This window comes from Psychrobacter immobilis, assembly GCF_904846225.1.
Taxonomy (GTDB): Bacteria; Pseudomonadota; Gammaproteobacteria; order Pseudomonadales; family Moraxellaceae; genus Psychrobacter; species Psychrobacter immobilis_F.
In genome coordinates this window covers 60,183-80,611 of sequence record NZ_CAJGZJ010000010.1, presented here as the reverse complement: position 1 = coordinate 80,611, position 20,429 = coordinate 60,183, and the positions used below count along the sequence as shown (strand labels likewise).

General features: G+C 42.4%; 18 protein-coding genes and 2 tRNA genes. 5 read left to right on the top strand and 15 right to left on the bottom strand.

Annotated elements, in window-relative coordinates:
- Nucleotides 1-349 precede the first annotated feature (349 nt).
- The 13 genes from rpsO to tpiA all read right to left on the bottom strand — a co-directional run bounded on the left by rpsO (nt 350) and on the right by tpiA (nt 11,209).
- Nucleotides 350-616: a 30S ribosomal protein S15 gene (rpsO, locus tag JMX48_RS08570; protein WP_025652581.1), complete on the bottom strand. Its 267-nt coding sequence runs from the start codon at nt 614-616 to the stop codon at nt 350-352.
- Between the two features lie 341 nt (nt 617-957).
- Nucleotides 958-1,125, bottom strand: coding sequence for a hypothetical protein (locus JMX48_RS08565; protein WP_201536691.1), 168 nt, complete (start codon nt 1,123-1,125; stop codon nt 958-960).
- A 49-nt stretch (nt 1,126-1,174) separates the two neighbouring features.
- Entirely contained in the window at nt 1,175-1,336 is a 162-nt protein-coding gene (locus JMX48_RS08560) for a hypothetical protein (RefSeq protein ID WP_201536688.1), read from the bottom strand.
- 56 nt (nt 1,337-1,392) lie between these two features.
- On the bottom strand, nt 1,393-1,917 hold the full coding sequence (locus JMX48_RS08555; RefSeq protein ID WP_201536685.1) for a type 1 glutamine amidotransferase domain-containing protein: 525 nt from the start codon (nt 1,915-1,917) through the stop codon (nt 1,393-1,395).
- Between the two features lie 369 nt (nt 1,918-2,286).
- Nucleotides 2,287-3,363 (bottom strand): tRNA pseudouridine(55) synthase TruB, encoded by a 1,077-nt coding sequence (gene truB / locus JMX48_RS08550; protein ID WP_201536682.1) that lies wholly within the window; start codon nt 3,361-3,363, stop codon nt 2,287-2,289.
- 9 nt (nt 3,364-3,372) lie between these two features.
- Nucleotides 3,373-3,762: a ribosome-binding factor A gene (locus JMX48_RS08545; RefSeq protein ID WP_201536679.1), complete on the bottom strand. Its 390-nt coding sequence runs from the start codon at nt 3,760-3,762 to the stop codon at nt 3,373-3,375.
- A gap of 203 nt (nt 3,763-3,965) precedes the next feature.
- Nucleotides 3,966-6,695 (bottom strand): translation initiation factor IF-2, encoded by a 2,730-nt coding sequence (gene infB, locus JMX48_RS08540; protein WP_201536676.1) that lies wholly within the window; start codon nt 6,693-6,695, stop codon nt 3,966-3,968.
- Nucleotides 6,696-6,856: 161 nt separating this feature from the next.
- A complete protein-coding gene (nusA, locus tag JMX48_RS08535; RefSeq protein WP_201536673.1) occupies nt 6,857-8,341 on the bottom strand; it encodes a transcription termination factor NusA in 1,485 nt (494 codons plus the stop codon).
- Nucleotides 8,342-8,491: 150 nt separating this feature from the next.
- Nucleotides 8,492-8,992 carry a ribosome maturation factor RimP gene (rimP, locus tag JMX48_RS08530; protein WP_201536670.1) on the bottom strand — a complete coding sequence of 167 codons (501 nt, stop codon included), beginning with the start codon at nt 8,990-8,992 and terminating at the stop codon, nt 8,492-8,494.
- Nucleotides 8,993-9,446: 454 nt separating this feature from the next.
- Nucleotides 9,447-9,523, bottom strand: a tRNA-Met gene (locus JMX48_RS08525).
- 124 nt (nt 9,524-9,647) lie between these two features.
- A tRNA-Leu gene (locus JMX48_RS08520) sits at nt 9,648-9,731 on the bottom strand.
- A gap of 141 nt (nt 9,732-9,872) precedes the next feature.
- Complete coding sequence (gene secG / locus JMX48_RS08515; protein WP_201536667.1) at nt 9,873-10,181, bottom strand: preprotein translocase subunit SecG; 309 nt, start codon at nt 10,179-10,181, stop codon at nt 9,873-9,875.
- A gap of 215 nt (nt 10,182-10,396) precedes the next feature.
- A complete protein-coding gene (gene tpiA / locus JMX48_RS08510; protein ID WP_201536665.1) occupies nt 10,397-11,209 on the bottom strand; it encodes a triose-phosphate isomerase in 813 nt (270 codons plus the stop codon).
- A 457-nt stretch (nt 11,210-11,666) separates the two neighbouring features.
- Between tpiA and pilB the strand changes: the two genes are divergently transcribed.
- From pilB to coaE, 4 genes are all read left to right on the top strand, one after another.
- Nucleotides 11,667-13,376, top strand: coding sequence for a type IV-A pilus assembly ATPase PilB (gene pilB / locus JMX48_RS08505; RefSeq protein ID WP_201536663.1), 1,710 nt, complete (start codon nt 11,667-11,669; stop codon nt 13,374-13,376).
- A gap of 210 nt (nt 13,377-13,586) precedes the next feature.
- Nucleotides 13,587-14,810, top strand: a complete 1,224-nt coding sequence (locus JMX48_RS08500) for a type II secretion system F family protein (protein WP_201536661.1) — start codon at nt 13,587-13,589, stop codon at nt 14,808-14,810.
- A gap of 7 nt (nt 14,811-14,817) precedes the next feature.
- Entirely contained in the window at nt 14,818-15,717 is a 900-nt protein-coding gene (locus tag JMX48_RS08495; RefSeq protein WP_201536660.1) for a prepilin peptidase, read from the top strand.
- 134 nt (nt 15,718-15,851) lie between these two features.
- Complete coding sequence (gene coaE, locus JMX48_RS08490; RefSeq protein ID WP_201536658.1) at nt 15,852-16,544, top strand: dephospho-CoA kinase; 693 nt, start codon at nt 15,852-15,854, stop codon at nt 16,542-16,544.
- Here the strand turns inward: coaE and rlmB are convergent.
- Nucleotides 16,507-17,277: a 23S rRNA (guanosine(2251)-2'-O)-methyltransferase RlmB gene (rlmB, locus tag JMX48_RS08485; protein ID WP_201536656.1), complete on the bottom strand. Its 771-nt coding sequence runs from the start codon at nt 17,275-17,277 to the stop codon at nt 16,507-16,509. The genes coaE and rlmB overlap by 38 nt on opposite strands.
- Nucleotides 17,278-17,521: 244 nt before the next feature.
- Nucleotides 17,522-17,857, bottom strand: coding sequence for a pyrimidine/purine nucleoside phosphorylase (locus JMX48_RS08480; RefSeq protein ID WP_192523406.1), 336 nt, complete (start codon nt 17,855-17,857; stop codon nt 17,522-17,524).
- A gap of 845 nt (nt 17,858-18,702) precedes the next feature.
- On the opposite strand from JMX48_RS08480, the gene recN reads away from it, so the two are divergent.
- Nucleotides 18,703-20,382 (top strand): DNA repair protein RecN, encoded by a 1,680-nt coding sequence (recN, locus tag JMX48_RS08475; RefSeq protein WP_201536653.1) that lies wholly within the window; start codon nt 18,703-18,705, stop codon nt 20,380-20,382.
- Nucleotides 20,383-20,429 lie beyond the last annotated feature (47 nt).

Here is a 20,429-nt window from a genome sequence, read left to right as displayed (position 1 = left end):
AACTCACAATCCATTATTTTACAGGGATTTATAGGCGTTGACCAATCAATTACAAAACAGCGTGCCTGTTACTTATTGGTCATTAGCATGAAGATAAATGAGTATCGGCTTCTTCACTATTTTATAAGTTGCTACCAGGTAGTTACAGCGGCTCAAGCTATTTAAGCGTAACTATCAATATTAATAAGCATAAAAAAACGGCGTGAAACTATTCCACACCGTTTTTAGAAAAATCTATTTTATCAATATCAGCAAGCAAGTTCCAAGCGGCGTAGCAAACAATCTAAAACAACAATGCCATATAATGGCGTCCTTCATCTTAGAAACCACTCGTACCATTGTCGCTAAATTAACGACGTAGACCTAACTGGCTAATAAGAGTGGTATAGCGACCTAAATCTTTACCTTTTAGGTAATCAAGCAATTTACGACGGGTGTTAACCATACGGATAAGACCGCGACGGCTATGATGATCAGCTTTGTGCGCTTTGAAATGGTTCTGCAAATCGTTAATACGTGCACTCAACAAAGCTACTTGAACTTCTGGAGAACCAGTGTCATTTTCGCCGCGCTGGTACTGAGAAATGATTTGTTCACGATCGGTATTAGTTAGCATAAATATCTCCGGCAATGCTAAAAGCTCCAAGATGTACTCAAATTTAAGCCATCTTAAAAGCCATAGAATAGTAAATAAAGTAACTTGTACGCCATTCAGGACAACCCTGCATTACTAGAGTTGACCTAGTGTACGACAAGCTCAATGTATGATAAAACCATTTAAAAATAAGCCAGATAGTGGCTCAACTCATTCATCTGCTTCAAGCAGTGGGCTAAGTAACCAGCGCACTCTAAAGACCTAATTTAAATGTGACGGCAATTATAACAAAAAACTGCTGAACTAGCAGCAGTTTTTCATAATAGTTTTACAGTGATATGACATTAAAAGATTCTGTTAAGTTACTTTTTCACATCATCTTCATTAGCATTACCGCCCAATTCATCATCAGCAAGAGGCGCAGTAGTGGCTTCGGCCAAACTATCAGGAGTGGTATCTTCACTAGGATTGATATCATCTGCAAGATTCTGAATCTGTTGTTCTTGCTCGTCTTTGGATACAGTACTCATAAAGCTACCTCTTAATTAATGACAGGTAATTTGCAATTTGTGTGAAGTATTATTTATCTTCTTTCGCGTTTTTTAGGTTATCAGCGATACGATCTGCTGCCGCTTCAGAATCTTCTGTATGGTTACCTTCAGTTTGGCTCTTTAGTGCCGCTTCAGCTGATTCAGCGCGTTGTTGTTCAATTTTAGTATCATTTGGATTAGAGTTTGACATAATATTATCCTTAGTTTTAATTATAAATGAAGTGAATCTATGGACGATAAAGCCAATTAAGAAAGGGCTTTATCAATCGCTTCGACGAAATTTTTGATATCGTCTGGATTGCGTGAAGTAATCAAGTTACCGTCTACTTGCACCGTTTTGTCTACGAAATTGGCACCAGCATTTTCTAGATCAGTTTGCAAAGACTGATAAGCAGTCAGTGTTTTACCTTTAGCAATACCAGTATTAATAAGTGCCCAAGGAGCATGACAGATAGCGGCCAACGTTTTGCCCGCATCGTTGATGGCATTAATAATACTGTGAGCTTCTTCATTGCCACGTATAGTGTCTGCATTGACAGTACCACCTGGCAATACTAACGCATCATAGTCATCAACGTTTGCTTCTGTTGCAAAAATATCAGCAGTAAAGGTATCGCCTTTGTCAACGTCCTGCTGCATTGCTTGCACTTGTTTTTCTTTATTGGTAGTAATAAGAATAGTCTTATAACCCTTCTCTTTTAATTGGTTATTGACGTCTTCATATTCGGCTTGTTCAAAATTATTGTGCAGTAAAAATACAATCGTTTTCATAATATTCCTTTTTCTTATTAGACATCATTTGTCAGATATTTTTTATAAAAGCATAGTTTTTTATTATGTATTTATGATTATAGTTTGACGGTACGTTTTTTAATTTTTTTTATTATTAATAGACTTCTTTTTGTTATTGATAGCGGCTTTATTATTGTTGATAGTTCCTTTCGACAGACATCCTTATTTTTTAATTTCCCATTCTAATTATTATTTTATTCAGCTCTCCTTGGCTGGTGAATCTAATATACAAAAAAAGCATGTTTCACTATAGGCGAAACCTGCAATAAAATGTGATGATATGTGATTAGTGTAAACTCTTAGTAAGTTAACTAAAGGATAAATATTAGTGTTTTTAGAAAGAGCATACTAACGCTGGATCAGTTTTTTGGGCTGTAATCGACCATTGAGACTGACCGCCCCCAAACCAAGAAACTCCCCATCTTCATCAACCAGCCGTATATCTACAGGTATCTCATGCCTCAAAGGCTGGGTGTCATGGGAAAGATTTTCGACATCAGAATCATCATCAATACTGATATCAGAACGAGTACTTTGATCACTATTATTAATAAATGATTGGCTATCAACTCTGTCTGACATATAACCTTTCAAATATTCTGTTAACTGTTCAAACACATTTAAGCGTTGACCCATATGTATACGAGTACAATGTTCAGTCGTCAATGTCAGCTCAGCTTCAATATTAATGCAAGCATCTACTGGCATCAACTGTACTTGTCGGTCATCAAATGCTAATTTTTCTAATTCTGACAGCGCAATGGCAGCATCAATATTGAAGTTGCCGACTTGTGTACGTCGCAACGCGATCAAATGCCCTAATGTGCCCATTTCTTTGGCGATATCTTCGCCCAATACGCGCACGTAAGTACCTTTGGTGCACGTGACCGTCAATTGAATTTGCTCAGCATCAAGCGCTTTTAATTCAATCGCCTTGATAACAATATCTCGTGGTGAGCGTTCTACTTCAATACCAGCACGGGCATATTCGTATAATTTTTTACCGTCTTTTTTTAAAGCGGAATACATCGGTGGTATCTGCTGCTGAGCACCTAAAAATTGATGAGCAACTTTATCTAAAAGTGCATTATCAAATGTTGGAATGGGCGCTTGCGCTACGATTTGACCCTCTGCATCACCTGTATCTGTCTGACCACCGAGCAAAATAGTGGCTTGATAGGATTTATCAGCATCCAATTGATAGTGACTAAATTTAGTTGCTTCGCCCATACAAATAGGCAGTAGGCCCGTTGCCATTGGATCAAGCGTACCCGTATGACCCGCCTTTTTACTGTCATGGTTTGGTGATTTAAAAAGATATTTCACCTTTGACACCACTTGCTGAGAGGTCATACCTTTTGGCTTATCTACTAAGATAACCCCAGATACTTTTATTTTATCGGCTTGTTTGGGTGATATAGACATAGTGATTGCTTACTCGTCATTCTCATTTTGTTCCGTCTTAGTGACAGCTTGGCTAATCAAATCCATCATATAATTACCGCGAGCAGTGACTTCATCATAATGAAAACGTAAGCGCGGCGTGGTGCGTGTTTTTAGACTGTGGCTTAGCTCAGTACGTAAAAACCCTGCTGCTTTGTTCAATACTTTGACACTTTCTTCATGATTGGTCTTAGTCATAGCATCATTAAGCTCTGGCTCCATGATGGTGACATACACATCAGCATAACCTAAGTCTGGACTCACTTTGACACTAGAAATAGTGACAAAACCAGTCAGACGAGGGTCATTCACTTCATCGCGAATAAGAACAGCAAGCTCACGCTGAATCTGATCGGCTAAGCGTTGTAAACGTTGGTTCATGTGATTACCTTGTATTTAATATGGCTTATGTGGTTTATTAATATGTTTGCTTGTGAATAAATTTAAGAATAAATATTTATTAAAAAAGGCCTAGCAGGGTGTACCTGTTAGGCCTAAGTACAGCTTGATACTAAAAGGATATCTAACATACTCAGCAGATTAAGCGTATTGTATGATTAGATTTCCTGCATCGAACAGTAACTTTAGATAGTACGTGCGAACTCTTGAATTTCAAAGACTTCGATCTTATCGCCAGCTTCGACATCATAGCCACGAACGGCTAGACCACATTCCATACCAGTGCGTACTTCATTAACGTCTTCTTTATAGCGACGTAATGATTGTAATTGACCAGTAAAGATAACTTGGTCATTACGCAATACACGAATAGGTTTGTTGCGATAGATTGTACCTTCAACCACCATACAACCGGCAGCAGCACCAAACTTACTAGAACGGAATACTTCACGAACGTCTGCAACACCCAAAATCTTCTCGCGATGTTCAGGAGCCAACATACCACTCATTGCTGCTTTTACATCGTCAATCAAACCATAGATAACACTATAATAGCGAATATCCATATTGGCAGAATCTGCTTTACGACGTGCAGTAGCATCTGCGCGGACGTTAAAGCCTAACAATACGGCTTCACTAGACTCTGCTAGTGTGACATCAGACTCAGAAATAGGGCCGACACCTGAACTAATCACTCTGACTTTAACTTCATCAGTTGATAGCTCATTCAACGCTGCAAGTAATGCTTCAAGTGAACCACGAACGTCTGTTTTCAATACAATATTCAAGAATGAGACGTTGCCTTGTTCCATCTGATCGAACATGCTCTCTAGACGCATCGCATTTTGACGTTCAAGTTGACGCTCACGTTCACGGTTGGTTCTAAAGTCAGCCACTTCACGCGCTTTTTTCTCATCAGTTACGACTAAGAACTCGCTACCAGCAGCAGGTGTTTCAGGCAAACCTAAGATCTCTACAGGAATAGAAGGGCCAGCTGATTGAATACGTTGACCATGTTCATCCGTCATCGCACGCACTTTACCGTAATACTCGCCCGCTAAGACCAAATCACCTTGCTTCAATGTACCTTTTTTGACGAGGACACTAACCACTGGACCACGACCTTTATCAAGTCTTGACTCAATAACCACACCTTGCGCAGCGCCGTCTAATGGTGCTTCTAGCTCCATCAACTCAGCTTGTAGGCTAATAAACTCTAACAGCTCGTCAATACCTTCGCCAGTTTTGGCTGAGATACGTGCCATTGGTGTGTCACCGCCCCACTCTTCTGATATCACTTCTTTTGAAGTCAACTCATTAAGGACACGATCAGGATCAGCGCCAGGCTTATCCATTTTGTTAATCGCAACAATAATTGGCGTACCCGCAGCACGTGCATGGTCAATCGCTTCTACTGTTTGCGGCATCATACCGTCATCAGCAGCAACGACCAATACAACGATATCAGTCGCTTGCGCACCACGTGAACGCATGGCACTAAAGGCGGCGTGACCTGGAGTATCAAGGAAAGTAATAACACCACGATCCGTTTCTACATGGTAAGCACCGATATGTTGAGTAATACCGCCCGCTTCGCCTGTTGCCACTTTCGTTGCACGAATTTTATCTAGTAATGATGTCTTACCATGGTCAACGTGACCCATGATAGTCACGACTGGTGGACGCGTTTGCACGTTACTACTGCGCTCGTTAACTGCGTCTTGTAGATCGTCCTCAACCTTGGTATCACTGACTGGTACAGGATTGTGACCCATTTCTTCAACAAGCAAGCTCGCTGTCGCTTGATCAATAGTGTCTGACTCTCGAGCCATTTCACCCATTTTCATAAGCAATTTGGTTACTTCACGAGCTTTAACTGCCATACGCTGAGCAAGATCTGCAACAGTAATATGCTCACTAATCTCAACATCATAAACAATTTTTTCGACAGGTTTTTCAAATTTGTGCTGTGACGCTTGCGTTGAACGTAAACCGTTTTTGCGGTTTTTCATTTCACGCTCATCTTGATTCTTACGACGACCGCGACCACGGGCACTAGTGGTACTTGTACCGCGCTTGATTTCACGACGTTCTTTTTCAAACGATTCTTCTAGTGCATCACCAACCAAACCTTCGGCTAGTGGCTCGTCTTTACGAACTTCAGCAACAGGCTCACGATCAGTATACTGACCTGCCATTTTACGCATTTGCTCAAGCGTACGCTTTTGAGCTTCTTCAGCCTGAGTACGGCGTGTTTCTGTTTCGATTTCACGTAGACGCGTTTCTTCTTTCTCACGTGTTTCGCGAGCTTTACGCTCAGCGGCCGTTTCGACTTTTGGTTTTGTCGCAGCGACTTTTTTCTTAGGTTGTTCTTTCGGCTTAACTTCAACTGTCGTTTTACCGCCTTTCTTCACAACCACTGAAGTTGAGATATCGTCGTTCTTATCGTCTGATTTTTTGCTAGAGCCTAAGCTTGCACGCATAGCGGCTAAGGTAGCTGCCTGACGCTCTTCAGATTTTTTCTTAACAGCAGCGCGCTCTTCAGCATCTTTGGCAGCGCGTTCTTGCGACTCAATCATCGCTTGTTCACGCGCAGCCAGATCTTCAGCCATCTTTTCTGGATCAGGCTTCTCGAATACTTTCTTTTTACGCACTTCAACATTTACGCTCTTAGATTTCCCTGAAGAGCCAGTCACGCGCGCAGTGCTGGTCGTTTTAGATTTAAGACTAATACGACGCTTATCTTGCTGACCATGACTTTGCTTTAAATACGTCACTAACTTCTCTTGCTCAAGCTCGGTGACTAAGTCACCCTCTGCACGAGCAGGCAGTCCAGCATCCACCAGTTGCTGTTTTACAGCGCTTGCGGTTTTGCCTACCATATCTGCTAGTTCTTTGACGGTCTTATCTGCCATTTATTATCACCTACTGTCTATTATTTGCTATATGTTCAATTCAGTTGTTGGCTACAAATGATTGGGGTAAGGCTGATATGGGTTGCATTTACTACTACAATCATACCAGCACTTTATTATCGATAGCATATCACCAAAAGACAGCGATATGCAGTCACCGCTTATTCATTGAACCAAGATTCCCGAGCTTTCATGATGAGTTTTCCTGCGGTTTCAGAGTCTAAACCTTCGATATCTTCTAAATCGAAGACGGCTTGTTCTGCCAAATCATCAACGGTAATAATGTCTTTTTGTGCCATTTTATAGGCCCAATTAACGGTCATACCTTCAAGCTCTTGAAGCTCTTGACTTGGCTCTTTCATGTTCTGTTGCTTGACCAGCTCATCAGCGATGACCACTTCTTTAGCACGCTCTTGAATCATCTCAATCGCTTCGTCGTCTAGACCTTCAATATCATAAAAAGTTTCAACGGGTACATAAGCCACTTCTTCGATACTGGTAAAACCGATATCTACAAGTGCTTGAGCTAGGTCTTTGTCTACTTCTAAACGTTCATAGAATAATTCAATGAACGCTTTGGATTCATTTTCTTGACGCTGTTGATACTCTTCTTCTAACATCATATTTAGCTTATAACCCGTTAGTTCAGAAGCCAAACGTACATTTTGACCTTGTGAGCCAATCGCACGCGCCAACTGATCATTGGTGCTAAAGATAATATCAGCGGTTTGAGCGTCTTCATCTAAAATAATACTACTAACATCAGCAGGCTCTAAAGAGCTGATGATAAATTGGGCTGGATCATCTGACCAAACAACCACATCGATACGCTCACCATCAAGCTCTTGCTGAACTGCTTGGATACGTGTACCACGCATACCAATACAAGCGCCTACTGGATCGATACGATGATCATTCGTTTTCACCGCTATTTTAGCACGAGTGCCTGGTAAGCGAGCGACATTACGAATTTCAATGATTTGCTCTGCAATCTCAGGCACTTCTTTCTGCATCAACGCTGAAAGCATTTCAGGGTGAGTACGAGAGAGTAATAACTGGGCACCGCGATTTTCGCGGTTGACATGATATAAAATAGCATTGATACGTGATTTTGCGCGTAATTGCTCACGTGGCAGCATCTGATCACGTGACAAATAACCTTCTGCATTGTCACCTAAATCAATAATATAGCCATCACGTGTCTGTTTTTTGACTTCGCCATACATCATCTCACCAACACGTGGCTCAAAAGCATCTGCGACTAAATTACGCTCAGCTTCACGAATCTTTTGGATGATAACCTGTTTGGCTTGAGTAGCAGCAATACGACCAAATTCAATCGATTCAATCTGCTCTTCTTTGATATCGCCAATTGACCATTCTTCTTGGTCAAGGTCTGTGATTGCAAGCTGACAAGCAGGCATCTCATGGTCTTCGTCTGCAACGACTGTCCAGTAACGATAGGTATCATAATCGCCAGTTGCTCGATCAATCGCAACCCGTACGGCCACTTCTGGCTGTTCGGTGTATACTTTTTTCTTGGTCGATACCACTAGCGCATCTTCGATGGCTTCAAAGATATCTTCAGGATTTAAGCCCTTTTCATTACTGACAGTTTCTACTACCGTTAAGATTTCACGACTCATACTATACCTGTCCTATCATTTTTTAATTGACTTAAATTTTATAATTTGTGTGCTGGTATTTTGTTTTACTCTATGTTTTTTGCTTTAAGCCACATAAGCTATTTTTAGATAAAATTACTTATCTATAATCAGTTACCCAATCATATAAAATTAGGCATCTTCATAAATCAAATTGGCTTTATCGATATTACTTAATGCAATCTCAAACTGCTCACCATCACTTGATGTTAGTTTCAAAGAAGTGGCATCAATGCTGTCTAAAGTGCCTGTTGCTTTACGGCGTTTTTGATCACCTTCACCAATGGCTTGTATCAAACGCAAACTGACTGTTTGACCCACATAACCATGCATTTGCTCATCTGAGAAAAACGCACGGTCAAAACCTGGTGATGACACTTCTAAGATATATTCGCCAGCAATAGGATCATGAACCTCAAGGATACCGCTTACTTGATGATTCACTGCCGCGCAGTTTTCAATAGTCACTTGCTTATCTTGGGCTTGCTCTTCTGGCAACGCCTCAATATAAATGCGCAACAAAGAACGACGGCCTTGTGGCGCGAATTCTATACCCCATAATGCCACATCACAAGCGGCTACGGCAGGAGCAATAATATTAGTCAGTTCTGCAACTTTGGTCGAAAGCTTCATAATCTATTTATATCTTCCTATTCACTTATCTATCATACTTGGTTAATCGTCACAAAAACTTTGTTTATCATTCACTTGTAATATTCAATTACTCGTAAAAGGTACGATCACTATTGTATTTTAAATCATAATTATAAATTTTAAATCATAATGTGTTGTGCATTTATATAGGGATGAGCAAAGAAAACATCAAGCTCAGTCCCACCATGCTTTTATTATTCACAAAGCAATACTATCGATAAAAGAGAAAGAAATAATAGATAGTGTCGCTTGAGATACATCGCGTTGATAGCGGTAAGTGACGAAGAGTATTGTACTCTATAGACCTAGAGCTTAGCACAAGTAGGATAGATACCGCGATAACACTGACTATCAGATACAAAAAAACCCACAAACATAATGGTGGGTTAATTGCTACTGACAAATTTAGTGTACAAAACATCAGTATAAAAAGTGGTAGCGGGGGCTGGATTTGAACCAACGACCTTCGGGTTATGAGCCCGACGAGCTACCAGACTGCTCCACCCCGCATCAATCTAGAACGCATATTATAGGGAGGTTTTGTAGAAGTGTCAACGTTTATTTTAATTAATATTTAAATTAAACGCTTGCTACCAAAAAATCCAACCTGACGCTATGCAGCGTCTATAAAACTTGGTGCGATTGGGGGGACTTGAACCCCCACAGCTTGCGCCACCACCCCCTCAAGATGGCGTGTCTACCATTCCACCACAATCGCATTTTACTGCTCTATTCTCTAACGTCCAATCTACTATCGTGATGCTTAAGGTTGGCATCAATAGAATAGGAGTTGCGAAAACAGGAAGGCATTGTAAATCTAACGTAGCAAAATAGCAAGGCCTGCCTGCTTAAAAGGTGCTTACTCAGGATTTTGCGTCAATGGACGGGGCGTTTGCGGTGCGGAGACAGGTGCATCTAAACGAAACTGATCTTCAGCCTGTTTACGAGAATGAACAGCAAGGGTCATACTGGTAATAAAAAATATTAACGTCAACACGGCTGTCGCACGCGTCAAAAAGTTAGCAGTTCCTGCTGCACCAAATACGGTACCTGATGAGCCAGCACCAAAAGAAGCTCCAGCGTCTGCCCCTTTACCATGCTGTATCAAAATCAAGCCGATCATGGCAATTGCCACGATAATGTGCAGGGCTAATATAAACGTAAACATGGTGGCCTCTTTTGCCGCGTAATGACGACTGATAACGGAAAATAAATCTTAACTTTAATAAGGATAACAATCAGCGTGTAGTGACGCCAAATCGATTATATAAATAAGGCGCATTGTACACGATTGCAAGGGCACTGTTAAACCTACTTTTTTCAACTGATAAAGACATTTTTATATCAATGAGAATTTATATAGCTGAGTGTGGTTTATGGGAACTAAGCGCTAGTACGATTAAAGGCATGCGCAATCGCCAAAAAACTCTGCGCCTTTAGTGACGCGCCACCAACCAATGCGCCATCAATCATAGAGTCTGCGGCAAAGCTATCAGCATTGTCGGTATTCACGCTACCACCATATAAGACGGTCATGTTGTCTACTGTCTTAGCAAAGCCTGCAACCGTTTGTTTGATATGCTGATGAGTGTGACTGACTTCTTCCACCGTTGGCACTTTGCCAGTGCCAATTGCCCATACAGGCTCATATGCAATGATTAAGCGCTCAGATAACGAAGATATGAGCGCTGGCTGCTGAACCAGTAAGTCTTTAACAACTGATAACTGCTCATTGATAACATTAAGGGTCTGCTGCTCATCGTATTGTGTTTGCGTTTCGCCAATACAAAATACCACGCCTAAGTCTTGTGTGAGTGCGTGCGTCATTTTTTGCAATAACGTATCATGAGACTCTCTATGATACTGACGGCGCTCAGAATGACCAAGTAGCGTCCAAGTAGCCCCAGCGTCCGCCACTTGTTGCGCTGAGCAATCACCTGTATACGCGCCAGTACTCGCACTATGACCGCTGATGTCTTGCGCCGCACACAGCATTGAACTATCCTTGAGACGCGCAGTAACAGCAGCCAAATGGATACAGCTTGGTGCCACCATTAACTTGCAACGACTATTTGAAGGTTCTGTATCCACTTGCTTCTCAGCATTGATCGCAGTCAATAGGTCGTCCAACAGTGCGTTGACATCGTGGCTCGTTGCCGGATTCTGTTTCCAATTGCCAATTACCCAAGCTTGCATACTCATCTACCTTGTCTCATGTATTCATGCCAATTCGGCTAATATGCGCGCCAGTATAACAAATAATTGACAAGTGCTATAGTATAGTGCTGCTAGAAACAGCACTGCCTCTTAACGCTACTATTTAGCCGACACTATATAAGCGGTGATTTTTTGCGGGCGCACTGTTTAATCGTTCATATAAAAGTCTTTAAACTAAAGTAAAATAACGCGTCATCGTACTACATCAATAAGTAACAGAATATTATCAACAACCTAATGAATTGAGCCCCTAACGGCACACGCTATTATAAATAGCTGTCTATTAAGCCTTTCACAAAAGCATCGTTTGGCTGACTTCTACTATTGAAGATTGAAGCGTTAGCGATGACTTGAGTTATAAGTCTATTAATAGCTATAAATAGCATGTGAATTTCAGATTAATATGTAGCGTACTTGGTATCAAGGAGAGATCGTAATGTCTATCACAACGAATAAATATGGTGGTTTAGCGCAGCAATTGATCAGCGAAGGTGTCGTTAGCGAAGCGAATATGAAAACGGCGCAGACGGAATCACAGCAGCAACAAGTCGGGCTAGTGTCGTACTTAGTAGACAATAAATTGGCCGATGCTTATCATCTTGCGCAAATGCTATCACAAGCCTTTGGTGATCCTTTATTCGACCTTGACGCACTGAACCTCGATTTCATTCCAAAAGACTTAGTGGACGAAAAAATCGTTCGTAAGTTTAATGCCTTGCCTCTATTCAAAAGAGGTCAGCGTTTGTTTGTGGCGTTAAGTGATCCAACGCGTGTCGATGCCATTGATGCCATTGCTTTTAATTCTCGCCTGTCTATTGAAACCGTTGTCGTCGAAGAAGATAAGCTAAAAAGGCGTATTGAAAGTGTTTACGCTGATACCATGCAAAATTTTGACAGCTTCTCTACTAGCGATTTGAACGTTGGGTTTGAAGAAGGAGAGGAAGAAGAAGGTGAAACCAAACTTACGGACAGCGTTGATGAAGCACCCGTTGTAAAATTTGTCAATAAAATGCTGGTCGAGGCCATTCGTATGGGTGCCTCTGACTTACATTTTGAGCCGTATGAAAAAACATATCGTGTGCGCTTTCGTGTCGATGGCGTGATGCAAAAAATGGCCAATCCGCCTGTACAGTTGGCTGGGAAAATCGCTGCACGCTTAAAAGTAATGTCACAAATGGACATATCAGAGCGCCGTGTGCCACAAGATGGCCGGATCAAACTTAAGCTTTCTAAAAATAAAGCCATTGATTTTCGGGTCAACTCTTTACCGACCTTATTTGGTGAAAAAGTTGTTCTGCGTATTTTGGATCCCTCATCCGCCATGCTCGGTATTGAAGCACTGGGTTATGAGCCTGATCAAAAAGAGATGTTTTTGGAAGCACTTCATAAACCTCAAGGTATGCTACTCATTACGGGGCCTACCGGTTCTGGTAAAACAGTGTCACTTTATACAGGTATCAATATTTTAAACACTGGGGCGACCAACATTTCAACGGCCGAAGATCCAGTCGAGATTAATTTAGAAGGTATTAATCAGGTCAACGTCAATCCCAAGGTCGGCCTAACCTTTGCCAATGCTCTCAAATCCTTTTTACGTCAAGATCCTGATATTGTGATGGTTGGTGAGATTCGTGATCTTGAAACCGCTGAGATTGCGATCAAAGCGGCGCAAACAGGGCACATGGTACTCTCAACCTTGCATACCAACTCAGCGCCTGAGACGTTGACGCGTTTGCGTAATATGGGTGTGGCTTCCTTTAACATCGCGACCTCAGTCAATTTAGTCATCGCCCAGCGCTTGGCACGACGCTTGTGTAAAAATTGCAAAAAACCGATTAATATTCCTCGGCAAAGCTTGCTTGAGCTCGGTTTTAAGGATGTTGACTTGGACAATCCAGACAATGTGATTTATGAGCCTGTAGGCTGTAATGAATGCCGTGAGGGTTACAAAGGGCGTGTGGGTATTTATGAGGTGATGAAAGTCAGCCCTGATATTTCACGGATTATCATGGAAGACGGTAACGCGATAGATATCAAGGACGCTGCACTCAAAAATGGTTTTCGAGACTTGCGCCGCTCTGGTATTTTAAAAGTACTGCAAGGCGTGACCAGTATTCAGGAAATGATGCGCGTGACCTCTGAATAAAAACAATGACTGAACTAAATACCCTTATTTTTTAAGCGTTAAAGTGCGTACTTTTATTAGCCAGCAATAATTTCTACTATATGTCCTTAAAAATAAAACAGATGGACACTGGTTTTTTGCGCTAAAATAAAGTAAATGAGATAACTATTATGGCTTGGACATCGTTCCTACTTTGTAACAGCTAATTGGACAATTTTTGAGGGTAGTGACATGGCAAAAGCTAAGACCGATATGCTGTTAGACTTTGTCTATGATGGGGTGAACCGGCGTGGACAAAAAGTAAAGGGAGAAACCACCAGTCGTAGCTTAGAGCTGGCCAAAGCGACGTTGCGCAAACAAGGTATCACGGTCAAAGGCATTAAGAAAAAGCCAAAACCTCTTTATACTTTCAAAAAATCCATCAAACCTATTGATATTGCCATTTTTGCTCGTCAATTGGCCACTATGATGAAAGCGGGTGTACCACTGACGCAGTCTTTTGAGATTGTCTCTGACTCACTTGATAATCCTAGTATGAAAGAGTTGGTATTGCAGATAAAAGCGGATATCGAGGCAGGTGGGACTTTTGCTTCTGCACTACGCAAGCATCCACGCTACTTTGATGACCTTTTTTGTTCGCTAGTCGATTCTGGTGAGCAATCAGGGGCGCTCGAAACCATGCTCGAACGGGTTGCTACCTACAAAGAAAAAAGCGAATTACTCAAAGCCAAAATTAAAAAAGCCATGAAGTACCCTATTGCAGTTGTCGTGGTGGCCATCATTGTTACCATGATTTTGTTAATTAAAGTAGTACCAGTATTCTCAGACTTATTTGAATCCTTTGGGGCAGAGTTGCCAGCGTTCACGCAAATGGTCGTTGGGATGTCTGAATGGATGCAAGCGTGGTGGTTTATTTTAATCATCATTATTGGCGGTAGTATTGTTGGTTTTTCAGAAGCCAAAAAGCGTTCTAAAAAGTTTCGAGATTTTCTAGACCGTGCAGCATTAAAAGCGCCTATATTTGGCAATATCGCTTATCAAGCCGTTATTGCTCGTTTTGCTCGCACACTGTCCACTACTTTTGCCGCTGGTGTGCCGCTCATCGATGCGCTGGATTCTACGGCGGGTGCAGCAAACAATGTCGTATTTTATAATGCCATTCAGCAAATCAAAAACGATGTCGCTACTGGCCAACAGTTACAATTTTCGATACGCTCAACCAATTTATTTCCAAGTCTAGCCATTCAAATGGTTGGTATTGGCGAAGAGTCTGGTAGCTTAGAGGAGATGCTAGATAAAGTGGCCGTCTATTATGAGAACGAAGTCGATAACGCGGTTGACGGCTTAACCAGCTTAATGGAACCACTCATTATGGCGGTGTTAGGCGTGTTGGTTGGTGGCTTAGTGATTGCGATGTATTTGCCAATCTTCCAAATGGGTTCAGTGGTAGGATAACGATTTGATGCAATTTATACAGTTATTACAAGAAAACATGGTACTCGCTTTAGTCGTATTTGGTGTATTGGGTCTTTGTGTTGGCAGCTTTTTGAATGTAGTGATTCACCGTATCCCACTGATGATGGTCTATAGCTGGCGACAAGAATGTAGTCAGTTTATGTCCGAACAAGCAGATATGCCGCGCGAACACACGCAGCCTCTGACAAATATCGTGGCAAACGATCAGCCGATTACGTTGAGCCGACCGGCCTCGCGCTGTCCTCATTGCGCTCATAAAATCAAATGGTATGAAAACATTCCTTTAATAAGCTGGTTGGTACTGCGCGGACGTTGCTCAGGTTGCAAGGCTTCGATTGGTCTACGCTATCCTGTGGTTGAGCTTGTCACTGCTCTGCTCTCGGTGTTGGTGATTTATCAATTTGGGGTCAGCGCAGCCGGATTATCAGCGTTAATTTTAGTATGGACACTCGTGGCTTTGACAGGGATTGATTTTGATACGCAGCTACTACCCGATCGCCTAACGTTTCCATTAGCAGGTTTGGGATTAGCGGTAAATTCACAAAGTTGGTTTGTTTCCCCCACTCAGTCGATTTGGGGGTTATTATTTGGATTTTTGTCGTTGTGGATAGTGGTTAAGGTATTTTATTTAATCACTAAAAAGCACGGTATGGGACAAGGCGATTTCAAACTATTGGCAGTACTGGGCGCGTGGCTCGGACCAATGATGTTACCGTTGATTATTTTGCTGTCGTCACTACTAGGGTCTATTGTTGGGCTTATTTTGATGAAGAAACAGGGCGAGAGTCGTCCTTTTGCTTTTGGCCCTTATATCGCTATCGCTGGTATCGTTGCGTTATTATATGGCTCAGATATCGTTAGCTGGTATCTTGGCATGTATACTTAGTAAATTATATTAGGGCGTGTCCTAGCAAACTTTCGGCAGTTACCTTTAGCCTTCGAAAATCATTCAATTTTCGAAATTCGTTTTTTTAATAGGTGATTGCCACCATTATTATATCAGTCAGATAAGTTGCCATTATGTCAAAACACACTGCTTCAACTTCTCCTTATTTACATCAATCACAAAGCCCGCAACCGAAAAACACGACGTTGGTCGTCGGTTTAACGGGTGGTATCGGTAGTGGTAAATCTGCTGCTAGTGCTTGGTTTGCTGAGCAAGGAGTTGATATTATCGATGCGGATGTGATTGCTCATGAAATCGTCACAAAAGGCAGCTCAACTTTGCGAAAAATTCAAAAAAAATTTGGTGACTGGGTATTGAATGGTGATGGAACAATGGATCGAGCGGCGGTCAGAACGCATGTATTTACTTATCCTGAGGCCCTGATTGAATTGGAAGCGATCACTCATCCAGCGATACGCGAAGCGGCTAAGATACAATTGGCAGCCAGCACATCCTCTTATGTGGTGTTGTCAGCGCCCCTACTCATTGAAGGAGCAGAGGCAGGACTGGCCAATTTGTGCCAACGTATTTTGGTGATGGACGCTACTGAGGACACGCAGCTTGCACGTGCCAGCCAGCGTGATGAACAAAGTGTGCAAAAAATTAAAGCAATTATGACCAATCAGCTGAACCGTGAAGAGCGCAATCGTCATGCAGATAACGTCATACTAAATGAGAGCGATCTTCCCTCTCTTTATGCAAAGCTGACGCCACTACACCAAGAATATCTTACGCTTGCCCAGCAGCTAAAGTACGCTGGCGATTGACTTCGTATAGCGCCATACCAGTAGCAACACTTACATTTAGGCTTTGTAAGTTGCCATGCTCATTTCCTGACATCGGAATATAAACCAGCTCATCACAGCTCTCTGTGGTCAAGCGGCGCATTCCCTCTCCTTCTGAGCCCATGATAATCGCCGTCTTGCCAGTCAAATCAGCAGCATGTATCGGTTTGGCATCTGCATCAAGCGCCGTCCCAAAGACAAATACGCCTGCGCTTTTGATTTGTGAGAGCGCACGTGCCAAATTGGTGACGCTGATAATTGGCATCATTTCTGCCGCGCCAACTGAGACTTTGGCAACGGTTGGTGTGAGGCTGGCTGCATGATGTTTTGGACAAACCACCGCATCAACGCCCATCGCCACTGCCGTACGCAAACAAGCACCAAAATTATGCGCATCGGTGATTTGATCGAGTACCAATAATAAGCACTGCTCACGCCCAGCAATCGTATCAAGCAATCCTTCATCAGCGAAGCCTAACGGTCGAGCATGTAGCACAACACCTTGATGTTGCGGGCTACCACACAGTTGCGTTAGCTTATCTTTTTGCGCCGCTTGAATGCTGATACCATTGGCGTCCGCTTGCGCCATGATGGTTTTTACGTGACCATCGCTCTCGCGTCCTTGCTGTACAAATAAGCTAAGCCCATCAAGAGGACGATGTTCAAGTAAGGCATCAATCGCATGAATGCCATAAAAATAAATGGGTTTTGCCATAATAGGCCTATTGAATATAAGTGGTATCGCGTAATGCGATAGAATAAAAAAGAGGTGTTGGTGTAATTGTAGCAACTAATCGATGACTGGTTGTCAATAATCTAGATCAAAAAAAGAAATAAACAATACCACTTTGATATTGTTTATTTTTTTGAGTCATTCACGTTTGATGTGGTAGCGCACTACGTTATGATTTTAACTTTTCGTGCCGGCCATCAAGTTAGCATTCTAAGTGGCAATCAAACTAACCTTCTAAGTGGCAAACATACTGCACGATTTCTTCAGTACGTAGATTAAATCCGCTATTACCTTCGACCACGAATGATTGACCAGCACGATAATAGCTGAACTCTTCATCGCCATTTATTTTGACTTCACATTCTCCACTAATAATTTCAATACGCTCAGAGGTATTGGTACTAAAGTGATAATGCTCGACCAAATTATCACAGGGCAAAATAACGCCTAGTGTTTTATGGCGACCATCCTCGAACATAATGGTATGGCTTGAACAACGACCATCATAAGATACTGTCGCTTGGGCGTTGACTGTTACATTGGTAAATTGCGCCGCTGTCATAGTGGCTTCCTTATCAAATAATTATTGCAAAACTAAAAAATAAGTAACTGATTTAAGTCAGCTAGAGTGTGCGTTTCTGAAGAAGCACTCTACGATAGAGATGCATTCTTTTAGGTTAGATGCCTGCGCTCTAAATATAGGGACAGGTTCTATAAAAATGTTCTGACATCATAACTGATTTGCATACGCTTCCTACTCTATATCTCTAATTTTACGAGATGATGACTCGTTGTCATGTAGGAGGATGTGTAAAACTAATGGTAAGAGTTTATCATTATGTGAGATTATGCTACCACATTATATCTATAAAATTTGTTACAGCGACCAGTAAACGCTATCTGATATGACGCTTGCCACTTTTTACTTATAAATGTTTAAGGTCGTTTTTTATCGTGACTTGAGTGCGCCCTGATCGGTTTTATTTTAGCTGACTGACTCACTTTTATCATTGATATTGATGTCATGATATAGTCGATACTGAATAAAATGGATACACGATACTACCCTGCGTGACTGGGGTAAATTTTTCTTGCTTGCTGTGCCTGCGCAGACAGAGGCAACAAAAAATTCATCCCAGCCCCGTTGTCTCTTTTCTATATTGACCTGACTATAGTATCCATTAACCGTCAGTTTTTAATGGTTTTATTTGGGACGTGTTGAATCAATTTATAGGATTCATTGTCTTTACTATTTGTATTTAAACGTATTTAACACCATAATATTTGCCAACCTCATTTATTTATTAGTACGAGTAACTGAACCGTTTCATTTCTTTATACATCCTATTTTAGATATGACCTCCTAGCCTAATAGGTGAGGTTCATTGTCTGTCATGAGAGGCGTTGATGCTAGTATCACTCACTTTACATCAGTTTGCGTTGATCGCTCAGCACGAGCTGAACGTTGCGGCTGGCTTTAATGTCATCACTGGTGAAACGGGCGCAGGAAAGTCGTTATTACTTGATGCGCTATCCTTATGTGTGGGCGAACGCGCGGACAGTGCGATGGTCAGACACGGGGCGGCGCATGCAGATATTTATGCGCAGTTTGAGGTAGAAAATAACCCCGTCGTCGCTGATTGGTTCGCAAGAAATGAGCGGCCGCTAGAAGAACCAGAAGTGCTGATTCGTCGTCAATTGAGCAATACTGGTCGCTCTAAAGCGTGGTTAAATGGAACGCCTGTCAGTTTGGCTGAACTAAAAGGCTTAGGGGCATTGCTGGTCAATATTCATAGCCAACATGCTCAGCAAGCACTGCTTAAACCACAGTTTGTGGTGCAATGGCTTGATGAGATGGCGCAGATAACCCCACTTGCCACACAAACAGCCAGTAGCTATCAGCAGTATCAACAGCTAAAACGCCGGGCTGATGACATTGCCAGCCGTGAAGCGCAGCGTCAAGATCGTATCCTACTGTTGCAAAATCAACTGGCAGACATTACGCCACTGCTCGCCGTCAACTATGCAGATGTCGAATCAGAACACGAAGAGCTGTCGAACATCGAAGCGCTGATGACGGAGGCCAGTCATGGTTTGCATCTGCTCGACAATGATACCGATGAGCCAGATGTCATGACGCTACTAGGACAAGCAATCAAGCTCTGTGATCATCAAGTAGGTGTCAGCCAAACCTTTGAGCAAGCCTCTGAACAACTGCATTTAGCGCAACAGCAAATCACTGAGGTGACCGGATTACTGTCAGATTATGCAGAGCAGCAACTGCCCGATCCTGAGCGTCTGCAATCATTAGACAGCTTAATCAGCCTAGGCCATCGATTATCACGCAAGCATAACTTGCCAGCTGGTGATTTGGTGACCGAAGCAAAAGGCTGGCAAGAACAACTAGAGCAGTTAGAGAACGAGCCAAGCAGTGACGCGATGGCGGTACAAATCGAGCAAGCGTGGCAAGAGTATGTAGCATTTGCCACACAATTGAATAAGGCGCGCTCAAAAGCGGCGCCAGTAGTCACCGAACAGCTCATCAAACAATTACAACCTCTTGCCTTGCCCAATGCGCGCTGTGAATTCGTCTTTACCAAAAAAGCAGAAACGAGCCTGTATAATGCGCAAGGTTGCTTTGATATTGACTTATTGTTTAGTGCCAATGTGGGCATGCCGATGCAGCCACTACATAAAATCGCATCAGGTGGCGAGTTGTCACGCATGGCGCTGGTGATGCAAGTACTACAAGCAACCAATGCTGATAATAATGCGGCCAAACCTATGCTAGTATTTGATGAGGTGGATGTCGGTATCAGTGGCGGTACTGCGCAAGTGGTCGGTGAGCTGTTACGCGAGCTTGGACAAACGCAGCAATTACTGGCCATTACGCACCAAGCACAAGTAGCGGCACAAGCACATCAGCATATCTTGGTACAGAAGCACCATCAGGAGCAGACCGAAAGCGAGCTGTTGATATTGACCGATACGGCGCAAGTCGATGAGCTGGCACGTATGTCAGGCGGCGTGACTATTACTGACGTTACTCGTGACCATGCCCGTAGTTTGTTAACCGATGTTAAATAAAAATCGGTTGAGCATATCGTTATCGAGGACACATTTAGTCAGTCCTA

Bases quoted from the DNA above. Each gene is read 5' to 3' on its own strand.
- rpsO (WP_025652581.1), bottom strand. From the start codon at position 616: ATGCTAACTAATACCGATCGTGAACAAATCATTTCTCAGTACCAGCGC.
- JMX48_RS08565 (WP_201536691.1), bottom strand. From the start codon at position 1,125: ATGAGTACTGTATCCAAAGACGAGCAAGAACAACAGATTCAGAATCTT.
- JMX48_RS08560 (WP_201536688.1), bottom strand. From the start codon at position 1,336: ATGTCAAACTCTAATCCAAATGATACTAAAATTGAACAACAACGCGCT.
- JMX48_RS08555 (WP_201536685.1), bottom strand. From the start codon at position 1,917: ATGAAAACGATTGTATTTTTACTGCACAATAATTTTGAACAAGCCGAA.
- truB (WP_201536682.1), bottom strand. From the start codon at position 3,363: ATGTCTATATCACCCAAACAAGCCGATAAAATAAAAGTATCTGGGGTT.
- JMX48_RS08545 (WP_201536679.1), bottom strand. From the start codon at position 3,762: ATGAACCAACGTTTACAACGCTTAGCCGATCAGATTCAGCGTGAGCTT.
- infB (WP_201536676.1), bottom strand. From the start codon at position 6,695: ATGGCAGATAAGACCGTCAAAGAACTAGCAGATATGGTAGGCAAAACC.
- nusA (WP_201536673.1), bottom strand. From the start codon at position 8,341: ATGAGTCGTGAAATCTTAACGGTAGTAGAAACTGTCAGTAATGAAAAG.
- rimP (WP_201536670.1), bottom strand. From the start codon at position 8,992: ATGAAGCTTTCGACCAAAGTTGCAGAACTGACTAATATTATTGCTCCT.
- secG (WP_201536667.1), bottom strand. From the start codon at position 10,181: ATGTTTACGTTTATATTAGCCCTGCACATTATCGTGGCAATTGCCATG.
- tpiA (WP_201536665.1), bottom strand. From the start codon at position 11,209: ATGCAAGCTTGGGTAATTGGCAATTGGAAACAGAATCCGGCAACGAGC.
- pilB (WP_201536663.1), top strand. From the start codon at position 11,667: ATGTCTATCACAACGAATAAATATGGTGGTTTAGCGCAGCAATTGATC.
- JMX48_RS08500 (WP_201536661.1), top strand. From the start codon at position 13,587: ATGGCAAAAGCTAAGACCGATATGCTGTTAGACTTTGTCTATGATGGG.
- JMX48_RS08495 (WP_201536660.1), top strand. From the start codon at position 14,818: ATGCAATTTATACAGTTATTACAAGAAAACATGGTACTCGCTTTAGTC.
- coaE (WP_201536658.1), top strand. From the start codon at position 15,852: ATGTCAAAACACACTGCTTCAACTTCTCCTTATTTACATCAATCACAA.
- rlmB (WP_201536656.1), bottom strand. From the start codon at position 17,277: ATGGCAAAACCCATTTATTTTTATGGCATTCATGCGATTGATGCCTTA.
- JMX48_RS08480 (WP_192523406.1), bottom strand. From the start codon at position 17,857: ATGACAGCGGCGCAATTTACCAATGTAACAGTCAACGCCCAAGCGACA.
- recN (WP_201536653.1), top strand. From the start codon at position 18,703: ATGCTAGTATCACTCACTTTACATCAGTTTGCGTTGATCGCTCAGCAC.